This is a genomic window from Myxococcus llanfairpwllgwyngyllgogerychwyrndrobwllllantysiliogogogochensis, from assembly GCF_006636215.1.
GTDB lineage: Bacteria > Myxococcota > Myxococcia > Myxococcales > Myxococcaceae > Myxococcus > Myxococcus llanfairpwllgwyngyllgogerychwyrndrobwllllantysiliogogogochensis.
This window is the reverse complement of record NZ_VIFM01000082.1, coordinates 1-25,168: the sequence shown is the minus strand read 5'-3', so window position 1 is coordinate 25,168 and position 25,168 is coordinate 1. Positions and strand designations below refer to the sequence as shown.

The following is a 25,168-nucleotide window of genomic DNA, read 5'->3' as shown; positions in this document are numbered from 1 at the left end:
GTCCTTCATGACAGAGCCCGTCACCGTCAGCGCCGAGCCGCCCGCGAACGTGGGCATGAACTACGTGGCCCTCAAGGAAGAGGGCACCACGCTCGTCCAGGAGCTCTCCGGAAAAATCTGGACGGACTACAACGAGCACGACCCGGGCGTCACCACGCTGGAGCAGCTCTGCTACGCGCTCACGGAGCTGTCCTATCGGGCTTCGTTCCCCCTCGCGGACATGCTGCTGGACCCGGTGACGGGCCTCATCGAGCCGGAGCGACAGGGGCTCTTCCCCGCGCTCGACATCCTTCCGTGCAACCCGCTGACGGAGCGCGACTATCGCAAGCTCCTCATCGACCGGGTGCCCGCCGTCGGCAACGTCTGGCTCACGCCCGCCACGTCCGACGCGGTGCAGGGACTCTATGACGTCGCCATCTACGCGCCGGGCCGGGACGACTGCGCCACCGATGAGAGCTCACCCGATTCCATCATCAGCGCCGTTCGTCGCGTCTACAACCGACACCGGGGACTGTGCGAGGACCTCCGGACAGTCACTTTGCTGGAGCACGTGGAGGCCACCGTCTCCGCCGAGGCGAGCATCGACGAGAGCCGCACGCCCGAGGTCATCCTCGCCGGCCTGTTCTTCCGCATCGGGAACTTCCTCGCGCCGGAGCCTCTTCGCGAATCGCTGAAGTCCCTGCTCGACGCGGGCCGCACGCCTGACGAAATCTTCGAGGGGCCGCTGCTCCGCGACGGCTTCATCGCCGACCCGGAGCTCCAGCCCCAGGCGACGTCCATCGCCATCCAGGACCTGACCCGGGCGATGGTCCAGACGCCAGGCGTCACCAGCGTCCGCAACGTGAGCCTGCGCGCGGACGAGAAGGTGACGGTGGGCCCGGACGGCTCGCTTCCCGTGGCACCGAACCAGGTGCTCATCGTGGACGCGGGTGTGGACGCGAAGCGGGGCGGCTTCTCCATCCGCCTGTTCCGCAACGGCGTCGAGGTGAAGCCCCAACCCGCGCGCGTGCGCCGCGAGCTGGACCGCCTGTGGGCCGAGCAGCGCCGAACCTACCCCCTGGCGCCCCAGTACGAGGAGTACCTCGCCATGCCGAAAGGTCAGCGCCAGGACTTCCGCGGCTACGCCTCCATCCAGACGCAGTACCCGATGGTCTACGGCATCGGCTCGGCGGGACTCTCCGAGGGCGCTCCCCTGGCGCGACAGGGGCAGGCGCGGCAGTTCAAGGGCTACCTGCTCGTCTTCGAGCAGCTCCTCACTGACTTCTTCGCGCAGCTCGCTCACGTCCGCGACTTGTTCTCGAGCGACACGGAGCTGAGACAGACGTACTTCTCCCAGTCACTCGCGGACTCGGTTCCCGATGTGGAGCCGCTGCTCAAGCGGGAGGTCCCTGGCGCAGGCACGCCGGGCTATGCGCTTGGCCTCGAGGAGCTGGTCGCCAGCCAGGACCCCGTCACCGAGCGACGCAATCGGTTCCTCGACGTGCTGCTCGCGCTCTGCGGGGAGGAGCTCGACGACGACTCGGTGGCGAACGTGGCCTGGGAAGGACGCCCGGCGGCGGTGCAGGCAGAGCGTTTGATGGAAGCGAAGCTCGCGCTGCTTCAGCGGCTGGTCCAGAGCACGCATGGACGCGGACGCGGCATCGACTATCTGGAGCGGCCGGGCCCCGGGAATGTCGCGGGCATGGCCATCAAGAGCCGCATCCAGCTTGGAATGAATGAGGCGGATGCACGGCCGCTCATCGACACGCTGGACGAGCACGGACTCGACCTCTCCGATTCGGGAGGGCCCGCGCCCGAGGGTCGCGCGCTCGCGCGGTATGCGGACACCATCGAGGAGCGCTTCGCTCCCGTCCTGTCCCTGCCCGCTCCCGAGAGCCCGGTGGCATCGCCGCTGCGTGCCCAGGCGGTGAGCGGCGCGTTCCTGGGCGCGGCGAGCTCGCTGGAGAACTTCCGCGTGGGGTCGTTGCCCGGGGAGTCCTCCGTGGCGCTGGTCTGCAAGGCGTCCTCCGAGGCCGGGTGGCACCTGGCGGGGAAGTTCCCGGACACCGGGAGCGCGGTGGCCCGTGCCCATGCGCTGGCCGAACAGGTGGGCTCGCTCAATCGCCAACGCTCGCAGCTCTACATCGTGGAGCATGTGCTGCTGCGGTCCGCTCGCCGTGACGGGGAGGACGCGTTCGCCTACAGCTTCACGGTGACGGCCGTCATCTCCACGGCGACCCAACAGTGGCGCAACCCGGAGTTCCAGGCCTTCGCACGCGAGGTCATCCGGAGCAACGCGCCCGCGTTGGTGGTGGCGGACTGTCTGTTCCTCGGCCCGGCGCGCATGGCCGGCTTCGAGCGGCTCTATTGGGCATGGAGGAACGCGCTCCGCCAGGAGGACTCGGCGGGGTTGGCCACGGCATCGGCGCGGCTGCGGGACTTCCTGGAAGCGGCGACCCGTGAGTCCGAGGCGGCTCCCGCATGACGGGCTCGCGGCACCACATCCGGAAGCAGACGTTGCGCGTGGAGCTGGAGTCGGAGGCCCAGGCGCTCGTGCTTCAGCCTCGGCTGAGCGACTTCAATCGCAAGCGCCTGCTGGCCATCATCGAGCAGGTTTTCGACTCGGTGGATGTCCCGGGCCTGCACCTGCGCATCGACCGGTTGGATGTGGACCTGGGGACGGTGCCGCTCGACAACTTCGAGCAGGTGGTGGAGGAGCGGCTCACGGAGCGACTTCGCGAGGTCGTGGAGCAGGCCGTGCATGCTCGGCGCGTGGCTCCGGCCGAGGGAGAGCAGCCTCGGACCGAGGCGGAGGTGCGGCTGGAGCTGCTGGAGCATTACCTGTTGCACGGCACGCTGCCGTACTGGGCTCCCCGGGGCGCGGGGTTCTCGTTCGGAGCGCTCTTCGCGGAGGTGGCGCGGAGCGACCCCGAGGCCCTGGTGGTCCTGGTGGGCAGGCACGCCTCGATGGGGCGGGTGATTGACAGGCTGGTGCTCCAGTTGGACCAGCGCTCCCTGGAGCGACTCATCACGCTCCTGGAGCCGAAGCACGCGGCGCTCCTCATCGACTACATCATCAGCCTCCAGGCGCTCCATCGTGTCGAGCCCGTGTTGCCCTTGAGTGAGCGTGGCTTGTCGCGGCTGCTGTGGTCGCTGACGCTGACGTATCTGGTGAAGGAAGCGGGGTCGCAGTTCAACCGCAAGAGCGCGCTGAAGCAGCTCCTGGAGGGTGTCGCCGAGAGCCAGGGTCTGGAGTATCCGGAGCTGCTCACCACGCTGGGCATCGGACTGGATCAGGTGCGCAAGCGGCACCCGGTGCTGGCTTCACTGTCCTTCGTCATCGGGGAGCTGGTGCGCGAGCTGCCTCCGCCCGTGAAGGACGTCGTGGAGGTGGCGGAGCACGACGCGGTGGAGGAGCTGACGGTGCCGGAGACGGCGTCGGCTCGCTATGAGCTGACCGAGGCGCTTCGTTACTACCTTCAGCATGGCGTGTTGCCGTGGGGAACGCTCGTGCGCATGCCGGAGCTGACCGCGGAGCGTGTCGTGGCGACGCTTCCGGAGCTGCCTCGCTCGCTTCAGCGACGGGCGCTTGCGTGGGAACAGCCGGGAGGTTCTCTGACGCGGCTGGTGCGCGCGGTGCGGAGGATTCCGGAGGAGATACTGGCGAAGCTGCTCGTGCGGCTGATGCCGCGCTCGGGGGATGAAGGGAGTCCCCTGCGTTCGGCGTTGCCGGTGTTCGTGGCTCGGGCAGAGGACAAGCCGCTGTTCTTCGCGCGGTTGATATCGGCGCTCCTCGATGGGAGGCCGGTGGACCTGGAGGAGCTTGCGGCGCCTCGTGCGGGGGCGTTCGCGGAGACACGGAACACCCCTGAGTCGGACCTCTCTCGCTGGGAGGCACATGCGCTCAAGTCGGCGCTGGTGAGTCGACTCCGCTTCGGGACTCGGACGGGACCGACGGTGGCGGAGTTGCTGGCAGCGCTCCTGGCGTCGTTTCCGGAGGACACTCGACACTTCCTGCTCGCGTTGCGCGATGTGGAGGCGCTGCGGACGGAGCTGGTCGAGCAGAGTGAGCCAGAGCTGCTCGAACGGGCGATGGACCTGTTGCGGCCCCGCGAGTCGGGAGCGATGAGTGCGCTCCTGCACGCGCTGAATGCGTTGCCGGAGAGAGTCCTTCCACGCGGCAGGGAGGGGGCACGACAGGAGGTATTTCACGAGCTGTTGCTGCTGGGTGAGACCGCTCCGCTGTCACAGGGGTCATTCAGCCGGTTGCTGACGAGGCTGTTCGGTTCGGTGCTGCCTGACGAGGTTCATGGCTTCCTGCTCCGGACCGCTGTTGCCTGGGAGGCAGCGGGGCAACTTCCCGCGAAACAGGTTCAGGCGTTTCGCGGGTCGATTGAAGAACTCGTTCCACGAACGCCGGGTGCTGTGAAGGCGTCGCAACCCGATGACGTGGACGCGGCTCGTGCCGGGGACGTGCGTCGAGTGGTTGAACGCACTGCATCCGTGTCACGTGAGCGTGTTTCCATCGAGGCGCTGTCCGAGACCGCCAGGGATGAGCAGCGGCCAGACACGGGCGTGGTTCGCGCTCGTCAGGAGACGACGGGTGATGACTCGGCCGATGAGGTGACTTCGCCCGAGGTCCAACGGAGATCACGAGGACCGGGAAGAGAGACTGACTCCACGCGGTCGATGACCGTGGGCAGCGAGGGTCGCTCAGCGCCACCACCCACGTTCGACGAGGATGAGCCGCTGGCGTTCTCCGCTGGAGGCGCCCGGCATGCGCGAGCGACTGACGTCGATGAGCCACTCCTGCCGATCATTGCGCAAGCAAAGATGTCTCCTGAGGGCACTCCTCATGCTCGAGCATCTGGGGTGGCAGAGTCAGTCCCCGGGGAGAGGGAAATTGACAGGTCATCGCCGGGCAGGCTCCCCTCCGAGGCAGGAGATGTGGTCCGAGCCGATTCATCGCCCGCGAACCTGGGAACTGCCCAACACGTCGAAGAGAAAGCTGAGTCCGCGCCCCTGAAGAAGACGGGTGCAGTCCCGGACCTGTCTTCAACCGTGAACCATGAGCCTCCGAGCACGTCCGAAGTGACCAAGGTGTTCGCGTCCCCGACCATCTCTGCGGACGCGGCCTTGGCTGAGTCATCAACCTCGGGCATCCAGTCTCCGTCGACGCACGAAGCAGAGGCGGAGCACATTCCTCCACGGCACGCGTATGTGGTGGCTGAGCCACCGACCAAGGGCCTCAAGCCTCCGCGCGTACATGAGGCAACTGAAGCAACTGCGGCTTCGCCAACGACTCCCGCTGTACTTGTCGAGTCAGAACCTGCGAGTCGCGAGCCTCCACCAACGAACGAATCAACAGCAGCAGTCGCTCCACCGGAACAGGCGAAGGCAGCTCCTGTCGAGCCGTCGCTCGCACGCGTCGGGCATCCACGAGTGCTCGATGCAGATGCGGTGCTCGTTCCTCAGTCGCGCAAGGACGCGCCTCGAACCGAGTTCCCGCTCACGAGCATCCCAGTTTCACCAGCGTCCGAGGCAAACGCGACGCTCCTGTCTCCAACAGCGGGCGCATTCCCTCACGAGCCACCCTCGACGAGGCTCGGGCGCCCACGCACGACCGAGGCCGACTCCGTTGCCCCGCTCCCGACGGAGTCAGACGCAGGCACTGCCCAGCCACCATCCGCGAGTCTCGGACGTCCACGTGACTCTGAGGTCGCTTCAGCGTCCACCACTCCGAAGGCAGCCGACGCAGGAATGGCCCAGCCGCCACCTGCGAGTCTCCATCCATCGCGAGAAGCTGTCCCGAGCCGCACGAGCACACAGCCGGATACTCGCACCGATGGCTTCATCCCGGCCCCATCCCAAGGCTTCGAGCACCGTCACTCCGTTGAGGATGCGCGCAGTCAGCGACCGGCGACACCGGATGCAATCAACGCCAGAGCACTACGCGAAGGCTCCAGCCGCATACCGGATTCGACCCACGCCAGCGCACCGCATGAAGGCTCCAGCTCTATAGCCGATGCACCCATCCCGAGCTCGCTGCCCCCCATTGTCTCTCCCGAAGCCGGTGCATCTCAACGTTCCGCCCCGCCCTCCAGCCGCATAGCGGACGCGACGAACGCCAGCGCACCGCGTGAAGATTCCAGCCTCATATCGGACGCAACCAGCGCCAGCGCACAGCGTGATGGCTCCAGCCTCATCCCGGATGAGACCAGTGCCAGCGCACCGCGTGAAGTCTCCGACCTCATCCCGGATGAGACCAGCGCATCGCGTGACGGCTCCAGCGGCAGACTGGACGCGACCACCGCCAGTGCACCGCGTGACGACAGACTGGACTCGACCAACACCAGCGCACCACGTGACGACTCCATCCGCGGACTGGACACGACCAACACCAGCGCACCACGTGACGACTCCATCCGCGGACTGGGCGCGACCAACACCAGTGCACCGCGTGACGGCTCCAGTCGCAGACCGGATTCAACCGGCGCCAGCGCACCGCGTGACGGTTCCGGGCTCATATCGGATGCGACCACCGCCAGCGCTCCTCGTGACGGCTCCAGCCACAGACTGGACGCGACTAACACGAGGGCACTGCGTGAAGGTTCCGGGCTCATGTCGGATGCGACCACCGCCAGCGCTCAGCGTGACGGCTCCAGCCGCATACCCGATGCGACCACCGCCAGCGCTCCGCGCGAAGGCTCCAATCGCAGCCTGGATGCAACCGGCGCCAGCGCTCCGCGCGAAGGCTCCAATCGCAGCCTGGATGCAACCGGCGCCAGCGCTCCGCGCGAAGGCTCCAGCCGCAGACTGGATGCGACCGGCGCCAGCGCTCCGCGCGAAGACTCCAGCCCCACATCAGACGCCCCCCTTCCGATATCGCGGTCCTCCCCTGCATCACACGAAGCCGGCGCACCTCAACGTTCTCCCTCGCCTCTTACGCGTGAGCCACCATCGGAGTCCTCCTCCGCGCCGGGCCGCGAACCCCTCGCCCCGCGCGACACCTCGCGCACACAGAACAGCAACTCAGCGCCCGAACCACTTGACCGCCGCGACAGCTCGAGCCCCGACGAGGTGGCACCGCTCGACGCCAAAGCACAGCCTCGTCCCTCGCGGCCCACCAACATCCAGGGTCACGACGCACGCGAGGCCCTCTTCTCGTTCCTGCTCGCGGAGAGCGCGGACCGTTACGCGGGGCTCTCGGACGATGCCCTGCTGCGCCTGCTCCAGTCCCTCCTCGATGAATCGCCGGAAGTGCTTCACGGCTTCGTCCGACGACACGCCCACCGAAAGCGGCTTCAGGAACACTGGGCCCGCAACCTGCCGGACTCCGTCCTCTCACGCTTCAGCGCCGTGCTCGCTCCGCACGTCCACGCGGCGCTCCTCTCCGCCACCGAGGTACTCGTCGCCGCATGGCAGGAAGTCGCCCCACCCGGCACGCCCGCGCTGACGGAGCGGTCCGCCTTCTGGCGCTTCGTCCTGGAGTTGCTCGGCGAACGGCCCGGCGGAAGCCTCACCCTGGAACAACTCGTCGCCGCCTTCTTCGAGCACTTCTCCGCGCGCCTCCACACCGCCCAGCCCGGCCATCGCGACCCACGCAACACCGCCGAGCGACTGCTGGAGCGCGCCATCGAGCTGGCTCAACACGAAGCCGTCCCGCGCCTCGCCGCCTTGCTCCGTCAGCGACGAGACGCCCTCGTCACCACGTGGACCACCACCACCCGCCCCGACTCGCGTCGCTCCAATACCTCTCGCTCGCGGCCCGCGAATCCCTCGAAGGACTCTCGTCGGACAGCCTTCCGACTCAGCGAGGAGAAACACGGCGGCACACCCATCTACATCGACAACGCCGGACTCGTCCTCGTCAGCCCCTTCATCCCTCACCTCTTCCGGGAGCTGGGCCTGTCACGCGTCGACGACGCGGGGAAGACCCACCTGGACCCGGAGCCCGCCACGCGCGCGGTACACCTGCTCCAGTACCTCGTCGACGGCCGCACCTCCGCGCCCGAGCCGCTCCTCGTCCTCAACAAGATTTTCTGCGGCCTCTCCATCCCCACCCCCGTCCCCAGCGGAATCGACCTGACCGAGCGCGAGCAGTCCCTCTGTGACCGACTCCTCAAGGCGCTCATCGCCAACTGGACCACCATCGCCAACACCTCCGTCGCCGGCCTGCGCGAGACCTTCTTCCAACGCGAGGGACGACTGGAGCAGCTCGACGACCGCTGGAAGCTCCAGGTGCAACGCAAGACGCTCGACGTGCTCGTCGACCAGGTCCCCTGGAGCATCTCCATCCTCACCCATCCGTGGATGCCTCAGCCCCTCTATGTCTCCTGGTAGCGACATGGACGTCCCCTCTCTCGATGCGAACGCCGCGTGCATCCGCGCCGAGGTCGCCTGGTTCAGCCAACTGCTGGACCTCCGCCTCAAGCAGCACGCCGGAGACGCTCCACACGAGTCCCTCCAGGACGCCCTCTCCCCCCCGCGCCTGCCGGAACTCTCCGCGCCCTATGCGGATGTCGTCCGCGAGTTGGAACTCCCTCCTCCGGAGCGACTGCTCCTCATCCTCGCGTACCTGCCTCACATCCAGCCCGCGGTCCTGGACCCGCTCTTCATCCGCAACCAGGCGCTGGACCGCCGCTTCACCGAGTTCGGCGGACTGGTGGGCAGCTCCCACGGCGGCTTCCTCCCCACGGGTGAGACCGCGTTGTTCCTCCTCGCGGGAGAAGACCTCTCGGCGCGGCTCTCCCATCACCGCCTCTTCCATCCCGAGCACCCGCTCCTCGCGCGACGCGTGCTGCGCCTGGAGCGCCGTCACCCGGACGAGCCGCCCCTGTCCGCCGCCCTCCAGCTCACGCCGGAGTACCTGGAGCGCCTCACCACCGGAGGCACCTACCAACCTCCCTTCGGCCCCGAGTTCCCCGCCCAGCGCCTCACCACGCTCCAGACCTGGGACGACCTCGTGCTCGATGGCCCCTTGCGAGAGGAGCTGGAGGACATCATCACCTGGGCGCGTCACCAGCGGACGCTGATGGACACCTGGGGCCTGCGCAAACAACTCAAGCCCGGCTACCGCAGCCTCTTCCACGGCCCACCCGGCACCGGCAAGACGCTCACCGCCACGCTCCTGGGCAAGGCCACGGGCCTGCCCGTCTTCCGAGTCGACCTCTCCAAGGTCGTGTCCAAGTACATCGGAGAGACGGAGAAGAACCTCGCCAGCCTCTTCGACCACGCCCAGCTCCAGCGCTGGATTCTCTTCTTCGACGAGGCCGACTCCCTCTTCGGCAAGCGCACCGAATCGCGCAACGCCAATGACCAGGCCGCCAACCAGCAGATCTCCTATCTGCTCCAGCGCATCGAGGATTTCCCAGGCATCGCCCTGCTCGCCAGCAACCAGCGCTCGCACTTCGACGAGGCCTTCGCGCGCCGCTTCCAGTCCATGATTCACTTCCCCATGCCCGGCCCCGCGCAGCGCCTGCGGCTCTGGGAGGCGTGCTTCCGCGACAAGCCCTTCCCCCTCGCGCACGACGTGGACCTGCCCCGACTCGCGCGCGAACACGAGCTGTCCGGTGGCGCCATCATCAACGTGCTCCGCCACGCCTGCCTCAAGGCCGTCGTCCGCACGCCCCAACAGATTCGCGCACAGGACCTCCTTCACGGCATCACCCGCGAACTCCACAAGGAGGGCCGCTACTCCCTCCCGGGACGATGAAACCTGCTTAACAAGTCATCCGCGACATGCCTTGATTGACGAATCAATCTACCGTTACCGTGGACGCTCCCCCTCTAGCCAGCAGTCCCGTGAGGTGCTCCATGGCGCAGCGTCTTGCCCCCCGGTTGCTCCGACTGCCGTCCCTCCTCCTGGCGTTGCTCGTCCCCTTCGCCGGGGCCGCATCCGTTCCCAATCCCTCCCCTGTCGCGCGCGTGGTGCTCGCGGCGGTGCCGACCACGGGCTTCCAGTTCGTCGACATCCCCGTCGGCAATGGCGTGGTGCTGAAGGCCAATTTCATCGCGCCGACGACGCCCGGCCCTCATCCCGCCGTCGTCTTCATCGCGAGCTGGGGACTCAATGACCTGGAGTACCTGGCCCAGGCCAAGGCGCTGGCGCAGAAGGGCTACGTGGCCCTCTCGTACACGCCCCGGGGCTTCTGGGCCTCTGGTGGTGGCATCGACACGGGCGGACCCGCGGACATCGCGGACACCTCGCGCGTCATCGACTGGCTGGTGGCGAATACGCCCACGAACAGCGCGCGCATCGGCCTGGCGGGTGTGTCGTACGGCGCCGGCATCTCCCTCATCGCCTCCGGCTTCGACCCGCGAGTGAAGGCCGTCGCCGCGCTCTCCGGTTGGACGGACCTGGTGGCTTCGCTGTACGGCGGGGACACGCGCAGGCCCCAGGCGGTGGCCCTGCTGGATATCGCCTCGCGCCTGCTGGGCCGGCCCAGCCCCGAGCTGCGCACCACCATCGACAACTACTTCGCCAACCGCGACATCGAGGGCATCAAGAGTTGGGGCCGCGTGCGCTCGGCCGCCACCTACGTGGACCGCATCAACGCGAACGCGCCCGCCATCCTCATCGCCAACGCGTATGGCGACAGCCTGTTTCCGCCCAACCAGCTCTCCGCGTTCTTCGGTCAGCTCACCGGCCCCAAGCGCCTGGAGCTCGCCCCCGGGGACCACGCCGTCGTCGAGGCCACGGGCCTGCTCGGCCTGGAGAACCACGTGTGGACCAGCGTGACGCGCTGGATGGACCAGTACGTGGCCGGCATCAACACCGGCATCGGCAACGAAGCCCCCGTGGTGCTGCGCACCTATGACGGCGACGTGGAGGGCTACACGTCCTGGGCCGACGTGTCCTCGGGCACCCAACGTCACGCGCTCGGCGCCATCCGCCTGCTCGACGGCACCGGCACGCTGGGCGGCTCGTCCACGAACCCATCCCGGACCATTTTTGGCGGCTTCGACACCCACGCCGACGCGGGCGTCGCGCTGCTCACCAACGGGCTCCAGGCGCTGACGGGGATTCCTCCCGTGGTCTGGCTGCCGGGCGTCAACCGCCTCAACGCGGGCGTCTGGACCTCCGGGCTCTCCACGAACGCTGTCGCCATTCGCGGCACGGCCACGCTGCGGCTGCGCATCACCCCGACGACGGCGTCGGGCACCGTGGTCGCCTACCTCTATGACCTGGCCGGCGACTTCGGAGGCCTCATCACCCACGTGCCCCTGAGCTGGACGGGCGCCACGCCCGGCGCGCCGCTCGACTTGAACCTGGTGTTCCCCGCCACGGCGTACGACGTCCCGGCCTGGCACCGGCTCGCGCTCGTCGTCGACACCGAGGACCCGCTCTACTTCGACGCCAACACCACCGGCGCCTCGCTGGCGTTCAGTGGCCCGTCCTGGCTGGACCTGCCACTGCGCTAGAAATGCGCCCCTCCCTCCCGGACTCTTTTCGAGGAGTTCGGGAGGGTCTGCTTCCACCCGCCTCTTGCTGACCTGACACGTCAACGGCACGCGCATTTGCGTCCGGACGTGCCCTGACACGTCAGCAGGGGCTCTCGTCCTCCTGCCTACCGCCCACGACGCCCTGGCCCGGGGCGTGCAAATGTGCACTCACACACATTTGGTGGCTGAAGGCCGCGCGCGCTCCCGGTGAGCAGCGCGGACGTGGAGGAACCCTTGAATTCAAGAAGTCGTCATCCCCTGCTCGGAGGACTGGCCGTTCTCTGGGCGTTTTCCGCTCAAGCACAGGCCCAGCGAATCCCAAGCATCGAGCTGGAGCGATTGCAGCTCAACCCGGGCGCGAAGGACAGCCTCGTGCTGTCCACCGGCGACCTGTTGCCGGACGGCACGTTCCGCATCGCCCTCACGGCGCATTACGAGAACGAGCCGTTGGTGCTGCTGCGCAACGACCAGCGGCAGGGCACCATCATCTCGGACCGCATGACGGTGCACTTCAGTGGCGCCTATGCGGTGACGGACTGGTTGGAAGTGGGCGCGCAGGTGCCCATCGTCGCGCAGTGGGGGCCGGACACGAGCACGCTCGGCTTCGACACGCCGGACACCAGCGCGTTGGGCACGCCCTGGCTGCAGGTGCGCGCGGGCCTGTTGTCCGAGTCGCGCGGTGGCCCCTTGGACGTGGGCCTGCACCTGGGCGCGGCGCTGCCCCTGGGCAGTGAGGAAGTGCTCACGAAGGACGACGGCTTCGTCTTCACGCCGCGACTGGGCCTGGGCAAGAAGCTGGGCGACACCTGGCGCGTGGGCGCCGACGTGGGCGCGCTGGTGCGGACCAAGACGTACGCCCTCTCCCCCGGCGCGAACCCGCTTCGCGACGAGATGGGCGTGGAGATGAACGGCGGTGTGAACCTCACCGCCCACCTGTTCGGCCTGCGCGAGGAGCTCGTCGTGCGCGGCACGCTGCCCTTCGCGGACGCGCCGGAGTCTCTGGAGGTGCTGCTGGGTCTGCGCGCGCCGACGAGCAACGGCACCGAGTTCTACGTCATGGGCGGCCCGGGCTTCGGCCAGACGCCCGGCACGCCGGAGTTCCGCGTGCTTGCGGGCGTCAACTTCGGCCCTGGCAACACGCCGGTGGCGTCATGTGTCGCGGGCCAGCCCCACGACGCGGCCCGCTGTCCCGACCTGGACGCGGACGGCGATGGCGTGAAGAACCTCGCGGACCGCTGCCCGACGGCGCCGGGCCTCGCCCAGCTCAACGGCTGCGCGGACGAGGACGACGACAAGGACGGCCTGCTCAACCTGGCGGACCGCTGCCCGGCGAAGGCGGAGAACGTCAACGGCTTCGAGGACTCCGACGGCTGCCCGGATGACCCGGACACGGACGGCGACGGCCTGGCCGACTCCAAGGATACCTGCCCGCGCGAGGCGGAGGACCTGGACGGCTTCGAGGACACCAACGGCTGCCCGGACCCGGACAACGACAAGGACGGCGTGGCCGACGCGCGCGACGCCTGCATGAACGAGGTGGGCCCGAAGGAGAACCGCGGCTGCCCGGACAAGGACCGCGACGGCGATGGCCTCGTGGACCGCCTGGACAACTGCCCCGACGAGCCGGGCACGGAGAAGAACCACGGCTGCAAGCAGAAGCAGCTGGCGCAGATTGGAGAGGGCCAGATTCGCATCCTCGAGGCCGTCTTCTTCGAGAACAACCAGGACGTCATCAGCGCGCGCAGCCACAAGCTGCTCGACGGCGTCGCGTCCATCCTCTCGTCGCACCCTGAAATCGAGAAGCTGCGCGTCGAGGGCCACACCGACAACACGGGCAAGGCCGACTACAACCTGGACCTGTCCCAGCGCCGCGCCGAGGCGGTGGTGAAGTACCTGGTGGGCAAGGGCCTCAGCCGCGAGCGGCTGGAGTCGCAGGGCTTCGGCCCCGCGAAGCCCATCGCCGAGAACACCACCAAGCCCGGCCGCGCCAAGAACCGCCGCGTGGAGTTCCGCATCGTCGGTGACGCCGAGGGCGTCGAGACGAAGCAGGGCGCTCCCACCGACACCATCGAGAAGTGAGGCAGACATTCCATGAACACACGTGTCCCTGAACCCCTTTGTTCCGAGCCCGTGAAGTCCTCGCGCTCGGGGCTCTCCACCGCGCTCGCGCTCGCGCTCTTCACCGCCCTCACCGGCTGCGAGCAGAACACCCCACCCCCTCCCGTCGAGGAGTCCGTCCTGGCAAGCCAGGCCGCCGAGGTCGTCGGCGACGGACGCATCCAGCCCGGCGAGCAGTGTGACGACGGCAACACGGTGAGCGGTGACGGCTGTTCCGCCACCGGCACCGTCGAGGCCGGCTATCTCTGTCATGTCCCCGGACGCGCCTGCTCGCTGGCGAGCCTGTGCGGCAACACCGTCGTCAACCCGGGCGAGGCCTGCGACGACGGCGACACCGCCGCTGGCGCCAACGGCTGCACCGCCACGTGCGACCTGTCGCTGTGCGGCAACGGCGTCTTCAACAACCGCCAGTGGCCCAACTTCGACCAGGAGATCTGCGACGACGGCAACCGCACCGAGGGCGACGGCTGCAGCCGCATGTGCGAGGTGGAGCCCGGCTTCGCCTGCGCGGGAACGCCCAGCCGTTGTGTGAGGGCGGGCCTCGCCTTCTTCAACACCGGCGTGGACCAGAACAACCGCCGCCTGGAGTCCGGCGCGGATCCGCACTGGTTCTACCGGGGTGGCACGACGGGCGCCGCCACGGGCGTGCGCAACGCCCAGGACTGGCCGCAGGAAATCACCACGGCCCGCTTCATGGCGGCCCCCCTGGGCGCGCCGGTGTGCGTCTACCAGGATTTCATCATCCCCTCGACGACGAACATCGCCCAGTTCCGCATGCGGTTGGCCACGTTCAATGACAACGAGTTCGACAGCGCGGCGGTCAACGGCGCGGCCTTCACGCCCACCACCGTGAGCGAGCCCGCGGGCAACTCCTGGCAGAAGAACATCATCCGGGAGTTCGGCACGACTGCGGCCTGGCGCATCGGCCTCAACCGCATCGAGCTGTGCAACGAGAACGCGGAGTCGACGCCCAACGCGTTCCGCTACCTCTTCGTGGACGCCTACGACGACCGCTGCGGCGACGGCGCGGTGTCCCTGCGTGAGGAGTGCGACGACGCCAACACCGTCAACAACGACGGCTGCAGCGCCAGCTGCGGCATCGAGCCCGGCTATGGCTGCGCCGGCTCGCCCAGCTCCTGCGCGGCGACGTGTGGCAACGGCCTGCTCAACTCGGGCGAGCAGTGCGACGACGGCAACACCACCATCGGCGACGGCTGCAACGCGTCCTGCCGTATCGAAGCCGGCCACGCATGCCCCACCCCGGGACAGGCGTGTGTCGCCACCTGCGGCAATGGCACCATCAACCCGGGCGAGCTGTGCGATGACGGCAATGGCCTGTCCGGCGACGGCTGCTCCAACTCCTGCCGCATCGAGAGCGGCTACGAGTGCGTGGGCCAGCCGTCCAGCTGCGCTCCGCTGTGCGGCAACTCGCGACTGGACTCCGGCGAGCTGTGCGACGACGGCAACACGAACCTGGGCGACGGCTGCTCCAACGCCTGCACCCTGGAGCTGGGCTACTCCTGTCCGACCGTGGGCCAGCCCTGCGCGAAGACGTGTGGCAACGGCACGGTGAATCCGGGTGAGCAGTGCGACGACGGAAACCTGAACCCGGGCGACGGCTGCGCCACCGAGTGCCGCGTGGAGTCGGGCTACTCGTGCAGCAGGCCCTCCAACGGGCCTTCGGTGTGTGCCCCGACGTGCGGCAACGGCACGGTGGACGCCAACGAGACGTGCGACGACAACAACACCACCGCCGGTGATGGCTGCTCGCAGGGCTGCGGCGTGGAGCCAGGCTACTCCTGCTCCAACACGCCCTCCGACTGCGTCACGCTCTGCGGCGACGGCATCACCGCCGGCAGCGAGGCGTGTGACGACGGCAACATGACGGACGGCGACGGCTGCACCGCGTGCGCCGTGGATTCCGGCTACAGCTGCCCGCCCCCCGGCAACGCCTGCTTCAACACCTGCGGCAATGGCACCCTCAACTCGGGCGAGACGTGCGACGACGGCAACAAGCTGAGCGGCGACGGCTGCTCCGGCATCTGCGCCCAGGAGCCGGGCTACAACTGCAGCGGCTTGCCCTCCAGCTGCGCCACCACCTGCGGCGACGGCGTCGTGGCCGGCTCCGAGGTGTGTGACGACGGCAACCTGAACAGCGGTGACACCTGCTCGCCGCGCTGCCTGTGGGAGAACGGCCAGCCCTGCGCCGCCTCTGGCGTCTGCGAGAGCGGCACCTGCAATCCCCACACGGACGTCTGCGTCACCGCCAACGTGTGCGGCAACGCGATGCTCGACAACGGGGAGCTGTGCGACGACGGCAACACCGCCAACAACGACGGTTGCTCGGCCACCTGCGCCATCGAGGCGGGCCACGGTTGCACCGGCAACCCCTCCGTCTGCGCCGTGACGTGCGGCGACGGCATCAAGGCCGGCTCGGAGGCCTGTGACGACGGCAACACGGCGGCCACCGACGGCTGCTCGGCCACGTGCACCATCGAGGCGGCCCACGGCTGCAAGAACACCGAGGTGCGGGTGTTCTTCACCCGGCAGGGCAACAGCCAGTGCACCCAGGTGACGAGCCTCGCCGAGCCGGAGCTGGCCGCGGGCGAGGTGCAGTCGCCGCTCACCGTGCCGGGCCGCTACCGCGTCGGCTACGTCTCCGGAGCGGTGAGCTACTCGGGTGGCACCAACTGGTACCCGGGCATCTTCGCCTTCAACCACACGTCGGGCACGGGCGAGCAGCGCTTCTCGCTCGGCTTCGTCCCGGCGGGGGGCCCCCCGTCCACCACCCGTGACGCCGCGATGGAGCTGGGCTTCCCGCTGCGCCGCGACTTCGACGCGGCCTCGGGTGACGTGCGACTGGCGCTCGTCGACACCGACTGCGCCTTGAACAACAACTCGGAGACCGCGGTGGCCTACCGTGTGGACTCGCTGTCCATCTGCCAGCTCATCCCCGTGCTGACGGACCCGACTCCGGGCGGCGTGTCGAACCCCGTCATCGGTGGCACCGGCTCGCCGGGCTCCACCATCAACGTCTACGTCGACGGCAGCCCCACCCCGGCGTGCACCGCCGTCGTCGACAACAACGGCCACTGGACGTGTGATTTGGGCAACATCCCCGAGGGTCCGCACTCGGTGGTCCTCACCTCCACCGAGGTGGGCGCCACGGAGACGGCTCCGCCGGTGGACATCATCATCAACAGCGGGCCGCCCGCCGCGCCCGTCATCACCGGCCCCGTGAATGGCTCCACCACGACTGACTCGACGCCGCCCCTGAGCGGCACGTCCGAGCCGGGCACCACGGTGACGGTGAGCGAGGGTGGCACGGTGCTCTGCACCGCGACCGCCGACGCCGCCGGAAACTGGAGCTGCACGCCCGCCACGCCGCTGACGGACGGTCCGCACACCATCACCGCCGTCGCCACCGAGGATGTGGGCAACCCCAGCGCGCCCTCGGCCCCGGTGACCTTCACCGTGGACACCACGCCGCCGGCGGCGCCCGTCATCACCGGCCCCGCGAACGGCTCGGTGCTGGACACGTCCACCCCGGCCATCTCCGGCACCTCCACGCCGGGCTCCACGGTGACGGTGCGCGAGGGAGACACCGTGCTGTGCACGGCGACCACGAGCGCCACGGGGGCCTGGAGCTGCACGCCCGCCACGCCGCTGGCGGACGGCACACACGCTGTCGTCGCCAACGCCACGGACTCGACGGGCCTTACGAGCGCGCCCTCCAATGTCGACACCTTCCGCATCGACACGCAGGCGCCGGACACGTCGTTCGGCCGCGGCCCGCCGGCTCGCACCGGAGACCCGGAGGCTCCGTTCGCGTACGCCTCCAACGAGGGCAGCGTGACGTACGAGTGCAGCCTGGACGGCGGCCCCTTCATCGCCTGCCAGGAGACCTACGACGTCAACGACGGTGACCACACCCTGCGGGTGCGCGCCACCGACGAAGCCGGCAACGTGGATGCCTCCCCCGCCGAGTACCGGTGGACGGTGGTGAACACGCGCGCCTTCGCGGGCGGCGGCTGCAGCGCGGCCCCGGCGACGTCCTGGCTGCCCCTGCTGGCGCTGCTGGGTCTGCGCCTGCGCCGCAAGCAGCGCCGGTAGCGACGGTTTTCCGCCGGGGGGTCCACATCCCTTCCCCCAGTCCCCGACCCCGGGGACTCGTGGACCTCCCGGCGGATCTCCCCGTAAAACCGCGCAACCCCGTATGCTGGGGGCCGTGGACATCGCGGGGAAGAAGCAGGAGACGTTCGAGGAGGAGCTGCTCCTCGCGCTGGACGAAGGGCTCGTCTCCGCCGAGGAGGCGGCCGCCCTGCGCGAGGAGGCGCTCGGCCTGGGGCGCAGTCCCCTGGAGCTGCTGAGGGAGCAGGGGCGCCTGGGCGAGCACACGCTGAGCGAGCTGCGCGAGGAGGTCTCCCGGGAGTTGGGAGGCTCCGGTGGGCAGAGCCCGCAAGAGGCCGCCACGCTGGACCCGGACACACCCATGGTGCCCCCGCCGGCCGCCCCCGCGTCCACCGACTCACACGCGGAGCCGTCCTTCCCCGTGCCAGACTGGGACCGCTACCAGCCCGTGCGCTTCCTGGGGCAGGGCGGCATGGGACAGGTGTTCCTGGCATATGACCCGCTGCTGCGCCGCAACGTCGCGCTCAAGTTCGTGAAGGGCGGAGACCCGGAGCTGGCGCGCCGCTTCCTCTCCGAGGCCCGCGCCCAGGCCCGCGTGCGCCACGAGCGCGTGTGCGAGGTGTACGAGGTCGGTGAGGTGCAGGGGCGCGGCTACATCGCCATGCGCTACGTGGCCGGCCAGTCCCTGGGCCAACTGGCGCCGTCGCTGACGCCGGAGCAGAAGGTGCTGGTGCTGCGGCAGGCCGCGGAGGGTGTGCACGCCGCGCACCGCGCGGGACTGGTCCACCGGGACATCAAACCCGGCAACATCCTGGTGGAGCGCACGGAGGACGGCGACTTCGCGCCCTTCGTCATGGACTTCGGTCTGGCGCGGGACTGGCGCGAGGAGGGCGGACTGCACGGCGTGGTGATGGGCACGCCGCACTACATGGCCCCCGAGCAGGCCAAGGGCGACACGGCGCGGTTGGACCGGCGCGTGGACGTCTACGGCCTGGGCGCCACGCTGTACCTGTTGCTCACCGGACAGACGCCCTTCCAGGGCACCCGCGAGCACGACATCATCACCCGGCTCCAGACGGAGGAGCCCCGGCCGCCGCGCGCGGTGGACCGGGACATCCCCCAGGATTTGGAGGCCATCGTCCTCAAGTGCCTGGAGAAGGACCGCTCGGCCCGCTACGACTCGGCGCGAGCGCTGGCGGATGACCTGGAGCGCTTCCTCGGTGGAGAGCCGGTGCAGGCGCGGCGCGGCCTGGGCTACCGGCTGCGCAGAAAGGCGCGCAAGCACCGCGTGGCGCTGAGCGCGGGCCTGGCGGCGCTGACCGTGGTGGCGCTGGCGCTGGGGCAGGCGGTGCTGGCGCGCAGCGAGGTGGCCGAGCGCGAGCGGCTCACGCGCAGCTTCACCGAGCGGGTGGAGCGCATCGAGGCCGCCGCGCGCTACTCGTTCCTCTCGCGCCTGCACGACACGCGCGAGGACCGCACCGCCCTGCGCGCCAGCATGGACGCGCTGGAGGCCGAGGTGCGGGAGGCGGGTGAGCACGCGGTGGGCCCCGGCCACTACGCGCTGGGCCGCGCGCTGTTGGCGCTGGGCGACGTGGAGGGCGCGCGCCGGAAGCTCGAGTCCGCGTGGGAGCATGGCTACCGCGAGCCTCGCGCGGCCTGGGCCCTGGCGCTGGTGCTGGGAGACCAGTACCGCGAGAAGCTGCTGCTGGACGTCGAGCGGCGCAGTCCCGAGCAACGCGAGCTGCGCCGCCGCGAGCTGGAGCAGCGCTATCGGGACCCGGCGCTGGCGTACCTGCGTCAGGCCGAGGGGCCGGATGTCCCGGCGCCGCCGCTGTACGTGAAGGCCCTGTTCGCCTTCCACGAGGGGCGCCATGAGGAGGCGCTGGCGCACCTGGAGGCGATGAGCCACACCCAGCCCTGGTTCTACGAGGCGCCGCTGCTGCGCGGAGACGTGTACCTGGCGCGCGCCATGGGGCGCTGGCACCAGGGGGACGGCGTGGGCTCGCAGGCGGACCTGGAGGCCGGACGGCGCGCGTACGCGGCGGCCATCGCCACGGCGGAGAGCCAGCCCGACGGCCACTACGCCCTGGGGCGGCTGGAGCTGGCCGCGCTCGTGATGGAGCTGTACGGCGCGGGCAACGTGCTGCCGCCCTACCAGCGGGGCCTGGAGTCGCTGGACTACGCGCTCACGGCCGCGCCGGACCACCACCGCTCGCTCATCGTGCGCTCGCGGCTGTACCGGCGCCTGGGCGAGCAGCACTCCAACCAGAACACCGACGACGTGGAGATGCTGTTCGGCAAGGCCATCGACGCGGCCCAGGCCGCGCTGAAGCTTGCGCCCCCGAGCGACCGCGTCACGCTGGAGCTGGCCATCATCCACCGGCTGTGGGCCCGCCACCGCCAGCGGCTGTCACAGGACCCTCGCGAGCAGCTTGGCCTCTCCATCGACGCCCTGGAGCGGCTGGGCCCCGAGGAGCGCGACTATGCCTTCCACGCCAACCTGGGCCTGACGCACCAGGTGTGGGCCGACTACGAGAGCGAGCACGGGGAGGATTCGCTCGTCCACCAGGGCAAGGCCATCGACGCGTACCTCGCCGCCATCCGCGTGAGGGAGAACCAGGCGGACGCGTGGATCAACCTCGGCAATTCCTATCGCGCGCGGGCGGCCATCCCCAGCGCCCCGGACGCCTCGGGAGATTTGACGCGGGCGATGGAGGCCATCGAGCGCGCGCTCACGCTCAACCCGCGCAACGTCATGGCCTGCTTCCAGGGCGCGGACGTCTCCGAGCAGCTGGCGCGCTGGCGACAGGAGCACGGGCAGGACCCGGAGCCGGACCTGGAGCGGGCGCTGGCGCTCTACCGGCAGGGCCGGGACATCAACCCCAAGCTGCCGCAGCTCCACAACGGCCTGGGCGCCGCGCTCCTCGCGCAGGCCGAGCAGCGCTGGGAGGACGGAAAGGACGTGGGGGCGCTGCTGACAGAGGCGCGCAAGGCCTTCGAGCAGGCGCGCGCCGTGGCCCCGCAGCAGGCCTTCGCCTACAACAACCTGGGCGAGGTGGAGGCGGTGCGCGCGGGCTTCCTCGTCGCGCGCGGGGATGACCCCGGCCCCAGCCTCAAGGCGGCGAAGGAGGACTACCGCCGCGCGCTGGAGCTGCTCCCGGGCGACGCGGACCTGTGGACCAACCTGGCGCGGGTGCATGTGCTGTGGGCCACCCACGCGCTGGCGCGCGGGCGCGACGTGGCCCCGGACCTGGCCCAGGCGGAGGAGGCGCTCGCCCGCGCCCGCGAGCTCAACCCGAAGCTGGCCTACGCGTGGCGCTACCAGGGCGGCGTGCTGGACGTGCGCGCCCGCGACAAGGCCCGGCGAGGCACCGCGAAGGACGAGGACTTCCAGCAGGCCGCGGAGGCGCTCGCTCGCGCGGTGGAGCTGGCGCCCAGGCGGCACGAGTACGTGCTGGCGGCCGGGGAGCTGCAGCTCGCGTGTGGGCGCTGGAAGCAGTCGCAGGGAGAAGACGCGACCCCCATGCTGACGCGGGGGTTAGAGCACGTCGCGCACATCGTCGCGGCGCGGCCGGCGTGGGCGAAGGCCCTGCTGTTGCGCGCGGGACTGCGGCTCGCGCTGGCCGACAACGCGCCCACCGAGCAACAGCAGGCGTGGCGCGTGCAGGCCCGAGAGGACGCGGAGGTGGCGCTCTCGCGCAACCCCCACCTCGCGCCGGGCTGGAAGGGCAGGCCCACCTCCGACTCGGAGCTGTCGGCCCGCCCTCCCCCGCCCTGAGGCGCGGCGACTACTTCTTCTTGAAGTCTTCCGGCGGGTCGGTCGTCACGTCCAGGCCGCCCTTCTTCGTCTCGTAGTTGTTGCCCGGGCCGTGCTTCGCGTCGGGCAGAATCACCTGGAACGGGTACTTGTCCGGCGCGCACGTCAGCGTCACGCTGTTCGTGCTGTTGGAAGAAGCCAGGGTGCTGTTGTTCAGGAAGAACGGGCCGGGATTCGAAAGGCACGTCCCGTCGGGGAACTTCACCTCGGCGGAAACGACTCCATCCAGGGTGAACGTCACCGAGTCACCGTGACGGACGCGGGGCTCTTCCGGGGTGGGTCCTGAGGACTGAATCCTGATGACGATATCGGCCATGGGCCGTGGCTCCTTCTGGGGGTTGGACTGACTGTCTGTGGCAACAGATTGCAGGCACCGTACCAGCGCGCGCCGACATGCGGCTCACTCGGAAGCACCCTCCGGGCACGCGGTGCCGGGGAGCGATGGACGCGTCAACGACGTGTCATGCCCGGAGGCTGACGCGTCCACTCACGCGTCCGACAGGCCCAGCTCGCGCACGCGGCGCTGCAGGGCGCGGCGGGAGACCTCCAGCCGCTGCACCATCTTGTCCAAATCCCCCTCGCACTCCTGGAAGCAGCGGGTGATTTCCTCCGGGCTCAAGTCCCGGGCGGTGCGGATGAGCGAACTCTTGTCGATGAGGACGTAGACGGAGGGGCGCGGAATGCCGAGGAAGTCCGCGGTGGCCTTCAAGTCCCAGGAGCACGCGCGCAGGGCTTCCAGCAGTTCGTCCTCCCCGACCTCGGACGGCTTGCGCCGGGAGGACTTCGCGTCGGCGGCGTCGGGCTGGCCCGAGGTGGGCGCGGTCAGCACCTTGCCCGGCACGGGCAGCGACTCCGCATCCAGCGTCTGCTCCAACCGCGAGTCCACGCGCAGGCCCGGCAGGCCCCGGCTGCCGATGATGAGCTGCCGGGTGATGTTGCGCAGCTGCCGGACGTTGCCGGGCCACGCGTAGCGCACCAGCCGGACGGCGACGGCCGCGGGCAGCCAGGGCTGCGCGCGCGGGTCCGTGGAAGCCAGTCGCCACGTCTCGCCCGTCGTCTCCAGCTCCTGGCGCGCGAAGTGGAGGAACAACAGGCCAATGTCCTCGCGCCGCTCGCGCAGCGGGGGCACCCGCAGCTCGAAGCCCGCCAACCGGTGCAGGAGCGGCGCCTTGAACAGGCGCTCCTCGATGCGCGCCTCGAGATTCGAGTCCGTGGCGGCGACGAGCCGCACGTCCACGGGCACCGGCGTGTGGCCGCCCACCGGATACACCTCGCCCGTCTCCAGCACGCGCAAGAGCGCCGCCTGCACCTCGGCGGGCGCTTCCCCCACCTCATCCAGGAACAGGGTGCCGCCGTGCGCGGCGCGGAAGAAGCCCTCGCGATCTCTACTGGCGCCCGTGTACGCGCCGCGCTGCGCGCCGAACAGCTCCGCGGCCACCAGCTCCTTGGAGAGCGCGCCCAGGTTGACGCTGACGAAGGGCCCCGAGCGACGCGGGCCGTGCTCGTGGATGGCGCGCGCCACCAGCTCCTTGCCCGTGCCCGTCTCACCCCGGATGAGCACCGGCACCTGGAGGTCCGCCACCCGCAGGATGTCCTCGCGAAGCTGCCGGATGCCCTCGCCCTGCCCCACCAGCCCCAGGTCCTTGTGGGAGACCACGTCCCCACCCGAGGAGGCCAGGTGCAGCAGCAGCACCACGCGCTCGGCCAGCACCAGCGGCACGCCGGCGACCAGCTCCTCGTGGGTGAACTCCCGGCCTCCGGCGACGGACTCCCCGGCCACGCAGACCTGGGTGCCATCCTCCGGCACCAACAGGCGCAGGCCGCCATGGGAGCCCGGCTCGAACAGCACCGGCGTCCGGCTGAGGAAGGGGTCTCCCAGGGGCAGCGCCAGCAGGCCTCCCGGACGGGAGAAGTCCGGCGCGTTGCGCGACAGCGCCGCCGTCCGGCCCACGCTGGCGAGCACCTCCAGCAACAGCCGCTCACCGATGCGCTGGGGATGGGGATGCGACACGACCGTCAAGGCCGGCACACTCCGCGGGGCCTGCGCGGACTTGCCCTTCGTATGGACGGCGGTCGTCGACATGTCGGCGGCGAGCTTTTGCTGCATGGGCTGGTTCGATTTCCAGGTGCTTCCAACCTATCAGCGTACACCGGCCCGGCGCGGGGAGATCAGCCGAGGCGACTCAACCGTCAGCGAAGCTACGCTCACGGGAGCAGGCCCTCGCCAGCTCGCCAGCCAGCGGCCTCACGTGTGGGCCGCTGACGTCATCGCTCCCCATCACCTCATTCCAGGGAGGCTGAAAGGGACGCGGCCCTGAGAGGCCCCCCACGCGGTGGAGATTGTCCACCGCGTGCGGGGGCTGTGGGTCTCAGGCCGTCGGGCCCGTCGTGTCCGACGGGGGAGGCGCCGCGGGGCTGGCGCTCTCTTCGGGCGTGGTGCCCGTGGCGGTCGCCGCGGGCTTCTCAGAAGAGGCCGGGGAGGGGGTCGACGGCCGCTTGGGGCCGGCCGCGGCGCGGGCCTGCTCACGGGCACGCTGGGCGATCTTCGGCGTGGGCGCGAGAATCATGAACATCAAGCGCCCTTCCATGCGCGGGGCCTGCTCCACCACCGCGACGTCCTTCAGGTCCTTCGCCACGTCGTCGAGGATGGCGGTGCCCTGCTCCTTGTGCGTGATTTCACGCCCGCGGAACTGGATGACCACCTTCGCCTTGTTGCCATCTTCGATGAAGCCGCGGGTGTTGCGGACCTTGAACTCGTAGTCGTGGTCCTCCGTCTTGGGACGGAGCTTCACTTCCTTGAGGTGGACGATGAGCTGGGCGCGCTTGGCTTCCGCGGCCTTCTTCTTCTCCTCGTACTTGAACTTGCCGTAGTCCATGATCTTGCAGACTGGCGGCTGAGCCATCGGACTGACCTCGACCAGGTCGAGCCCTTCCGAGCGGGCCTTGTCGAGCGCGGCCTCGAGCGGCATGACTCCGAGCTGTGAGCCATCGGAGCCGACCACCCGGACTTCACGGGCGCGGATGCGGCGATTGGTTCTCTGGTCGCGGCTCCCGCCGCGGCTGCCTCTTTGATCACGAAGAATGTGACGCTCCTGCGAAAGGGTGGAAGGACCTGCTGCCCCAAGGGTGGGCAGGTCACTGAGTTACGGCATGGGGTGGGTCGATGCGTACGGCGGGCGGCCCGCCCCTCTGACACTCGCGCACGGTGCGGCCTCTCCGTGCGACACTTCGAATCTAATCGCCCCCTTGCCCCGTGAGAAAGGGAGCAAGCGGGAAGACACGTCCCAGGGGCGAGGACTAGCCCACCGGCGGACATAACACCAGGGCCCCTTCCTTGCCCCGGAATCCCACCCTGGGTCAGCCATTGGACGAAGCGCGGCGGGCCCGCCACGCGTCCCGGCCCTGGCCCCAGAGTTCCACGAGGGAGCTCTCCATGGGGGCGGGGAGCTTGCCGGGGCCGCGCAGGCTCGAGCCCAGGCGGCGGGCCACCTGCTGGGAGCCGGTGTTGTCCGGGGCGATGGAGTGGATGATGTCCGTCCAGCCCAGGTGGTCGAAGGCCCAGTCCATGGCGGCCGAGGCGGCCTCGGTGGCGTAGCCCCTGCCCCAGGTCTCCCGCAGCAGGGCCCAGCCGACCTCCGTGCCCGGCCACCCTTCCGGCTGCCAGGGGCCCACCCGGCC

The 25,168-nt window shown here is 69.7% G+C and carries 11 protein-coding genes; 7 read left to right on the top strand and 4 right to left on the bottom strand.

Annotation, left to right across the window (positions count from 1 at the left end; all coding sequences use genetic code 11):
* The first annotated feature begins 7 nt into the window (after positions 1-7).
* The 7 genes from FJV41_RS21105 (at position 8) to FJV41_RS21075 (ending at position 21,451) form a co-directional block, all read left to right on the top strand.
* On the top strand, positions 8-2,464 hold the full coding sequence (locus FJV41_RS21105; protein ID WP_141644322.1) for a baseplate wedge protein: 2,457 nt from the start codon (positions 8-10) through the stop codon (positions 2,462-2,464).
* A complete protein-coding gene (locus FJV41_RS21100; protein WP_141644321.1) occupies positions 2,461-8,322 on the top strand; it encodes a contractile injection system tape measure protein in 5,862 nt (1,953 codons plus the stop codon). The genes FJV41_RS21105 and FJV41_RS21100 overlap by 4 nt, the downstream gene beginning before the upstream one ends.
* A gap of 4 nt (positions 8,323-8,326) precedes the next feature.
* Positions 8,327-9,694: an ATP-binding protein gene (locus FJV41_RS21095; RefSeq protein ID WP_141644320.1), complete on the top strand. Its 1,368-nt coding sequence runs from the start codon at positions 8,327-8,329 to the stop codon at positions 9,692-9,694.
* Between the two features lie 101 nt (positions 9,695-9,795).
* Complete coding sequence (locus FJV41_RS21090; RefSeq protein WP_141644319.1) at positions 9,796-11,403, top strand: CocE/NonD family hydrolase; 1,608 nt, start codon at positions 9,796-9,798, stop codon at positions 11,401-11,403.
* Between the two features lie 255 nt (positions 11,404-11,658).
* Positions 11,659-13,503: an OmpA family protein gene (locus FJV41_RS21085; protein ID WP_246137321.1), complete on the top strand. Its 1,845-nt coding sequence runs from the start codon at positions 11,659-11,661 to the stop codon at positions 13,501-13,503.
* Positions 13,504-13,515: 12 nt separating this feature from the next.
* The gene (locus tag FJV41_RS21080) at positions 13,516-17,655 is read left to right on the top strand and encodes a DUF4215 domain-containing protein (RefSeq protein WP_141644317.1); all 4,140 of its coding nucleotides are present in this window, start codon (positions 13,516-13,518) and stop codon (positions 17,653-17,655) included.
* A gap of 103 nt (positions 17,656-17,758) precedes the next feature.
* Entirely contained in the window at positions 17,759-21,451 is a 3,693-nt protein-coding gene (locus tag FJV41_RS21075) for a protein kinase domain-containing protein (RefSeq protein ID WP_181790811.1), read from the top strand.
* A 10-nt stretch (positions 21,452-21,461) separates the two neighbouring features.
* Here FJV41_RS21075 and FJV41_RS21070 read toward each other — a convergent pair whose 3' ends face one another.
* From FJV41_RS21070 to FJV41_RS21055, 4 genes are all read right to left on the bottom strand, one after another.
* Entirely contained in the window at positions 21,462-21,806 is a 345-nt protein-coding gene (locus FJV41_RS21070) for a hypothetical protein (protein WP_141644316.1), read from the bottom strand.
* A gap of 171 nt (positions 21,807-21,977) precedes the next feature.
* A complete protein-coding gene (locus FJV41_RS21065; protein WP_141644315.1) occupies positions 21,978-23,597 on the bottom strand; it encodes a sigma 54-interacting transcriptional regulator in 1,620 nt (539 codons plus the stop codon).
* A gap of 262 nt (positions 23,598-23,859) precedes the next feature.
* A complete protein-coding gene (infC, locus tag FJV41_RS21060; RefSeq protein WP_371745711.1) occupies positions 23,860-24,513 on the bottom strand; it encodes a translation initiation factor IF-3 in 654 nt (217 codons plus the stop codon).
* 334 nt (positions 24,514-24,847) lie between these two features.
* The coding region (locus FJV41_RS21055) for a GNAT family N-acetyltransferase (RefSeq protein ID WP_141644313.1) at positions 24,848-25,168 on the bottom strand (321 nt) is incomplete at its 5' end.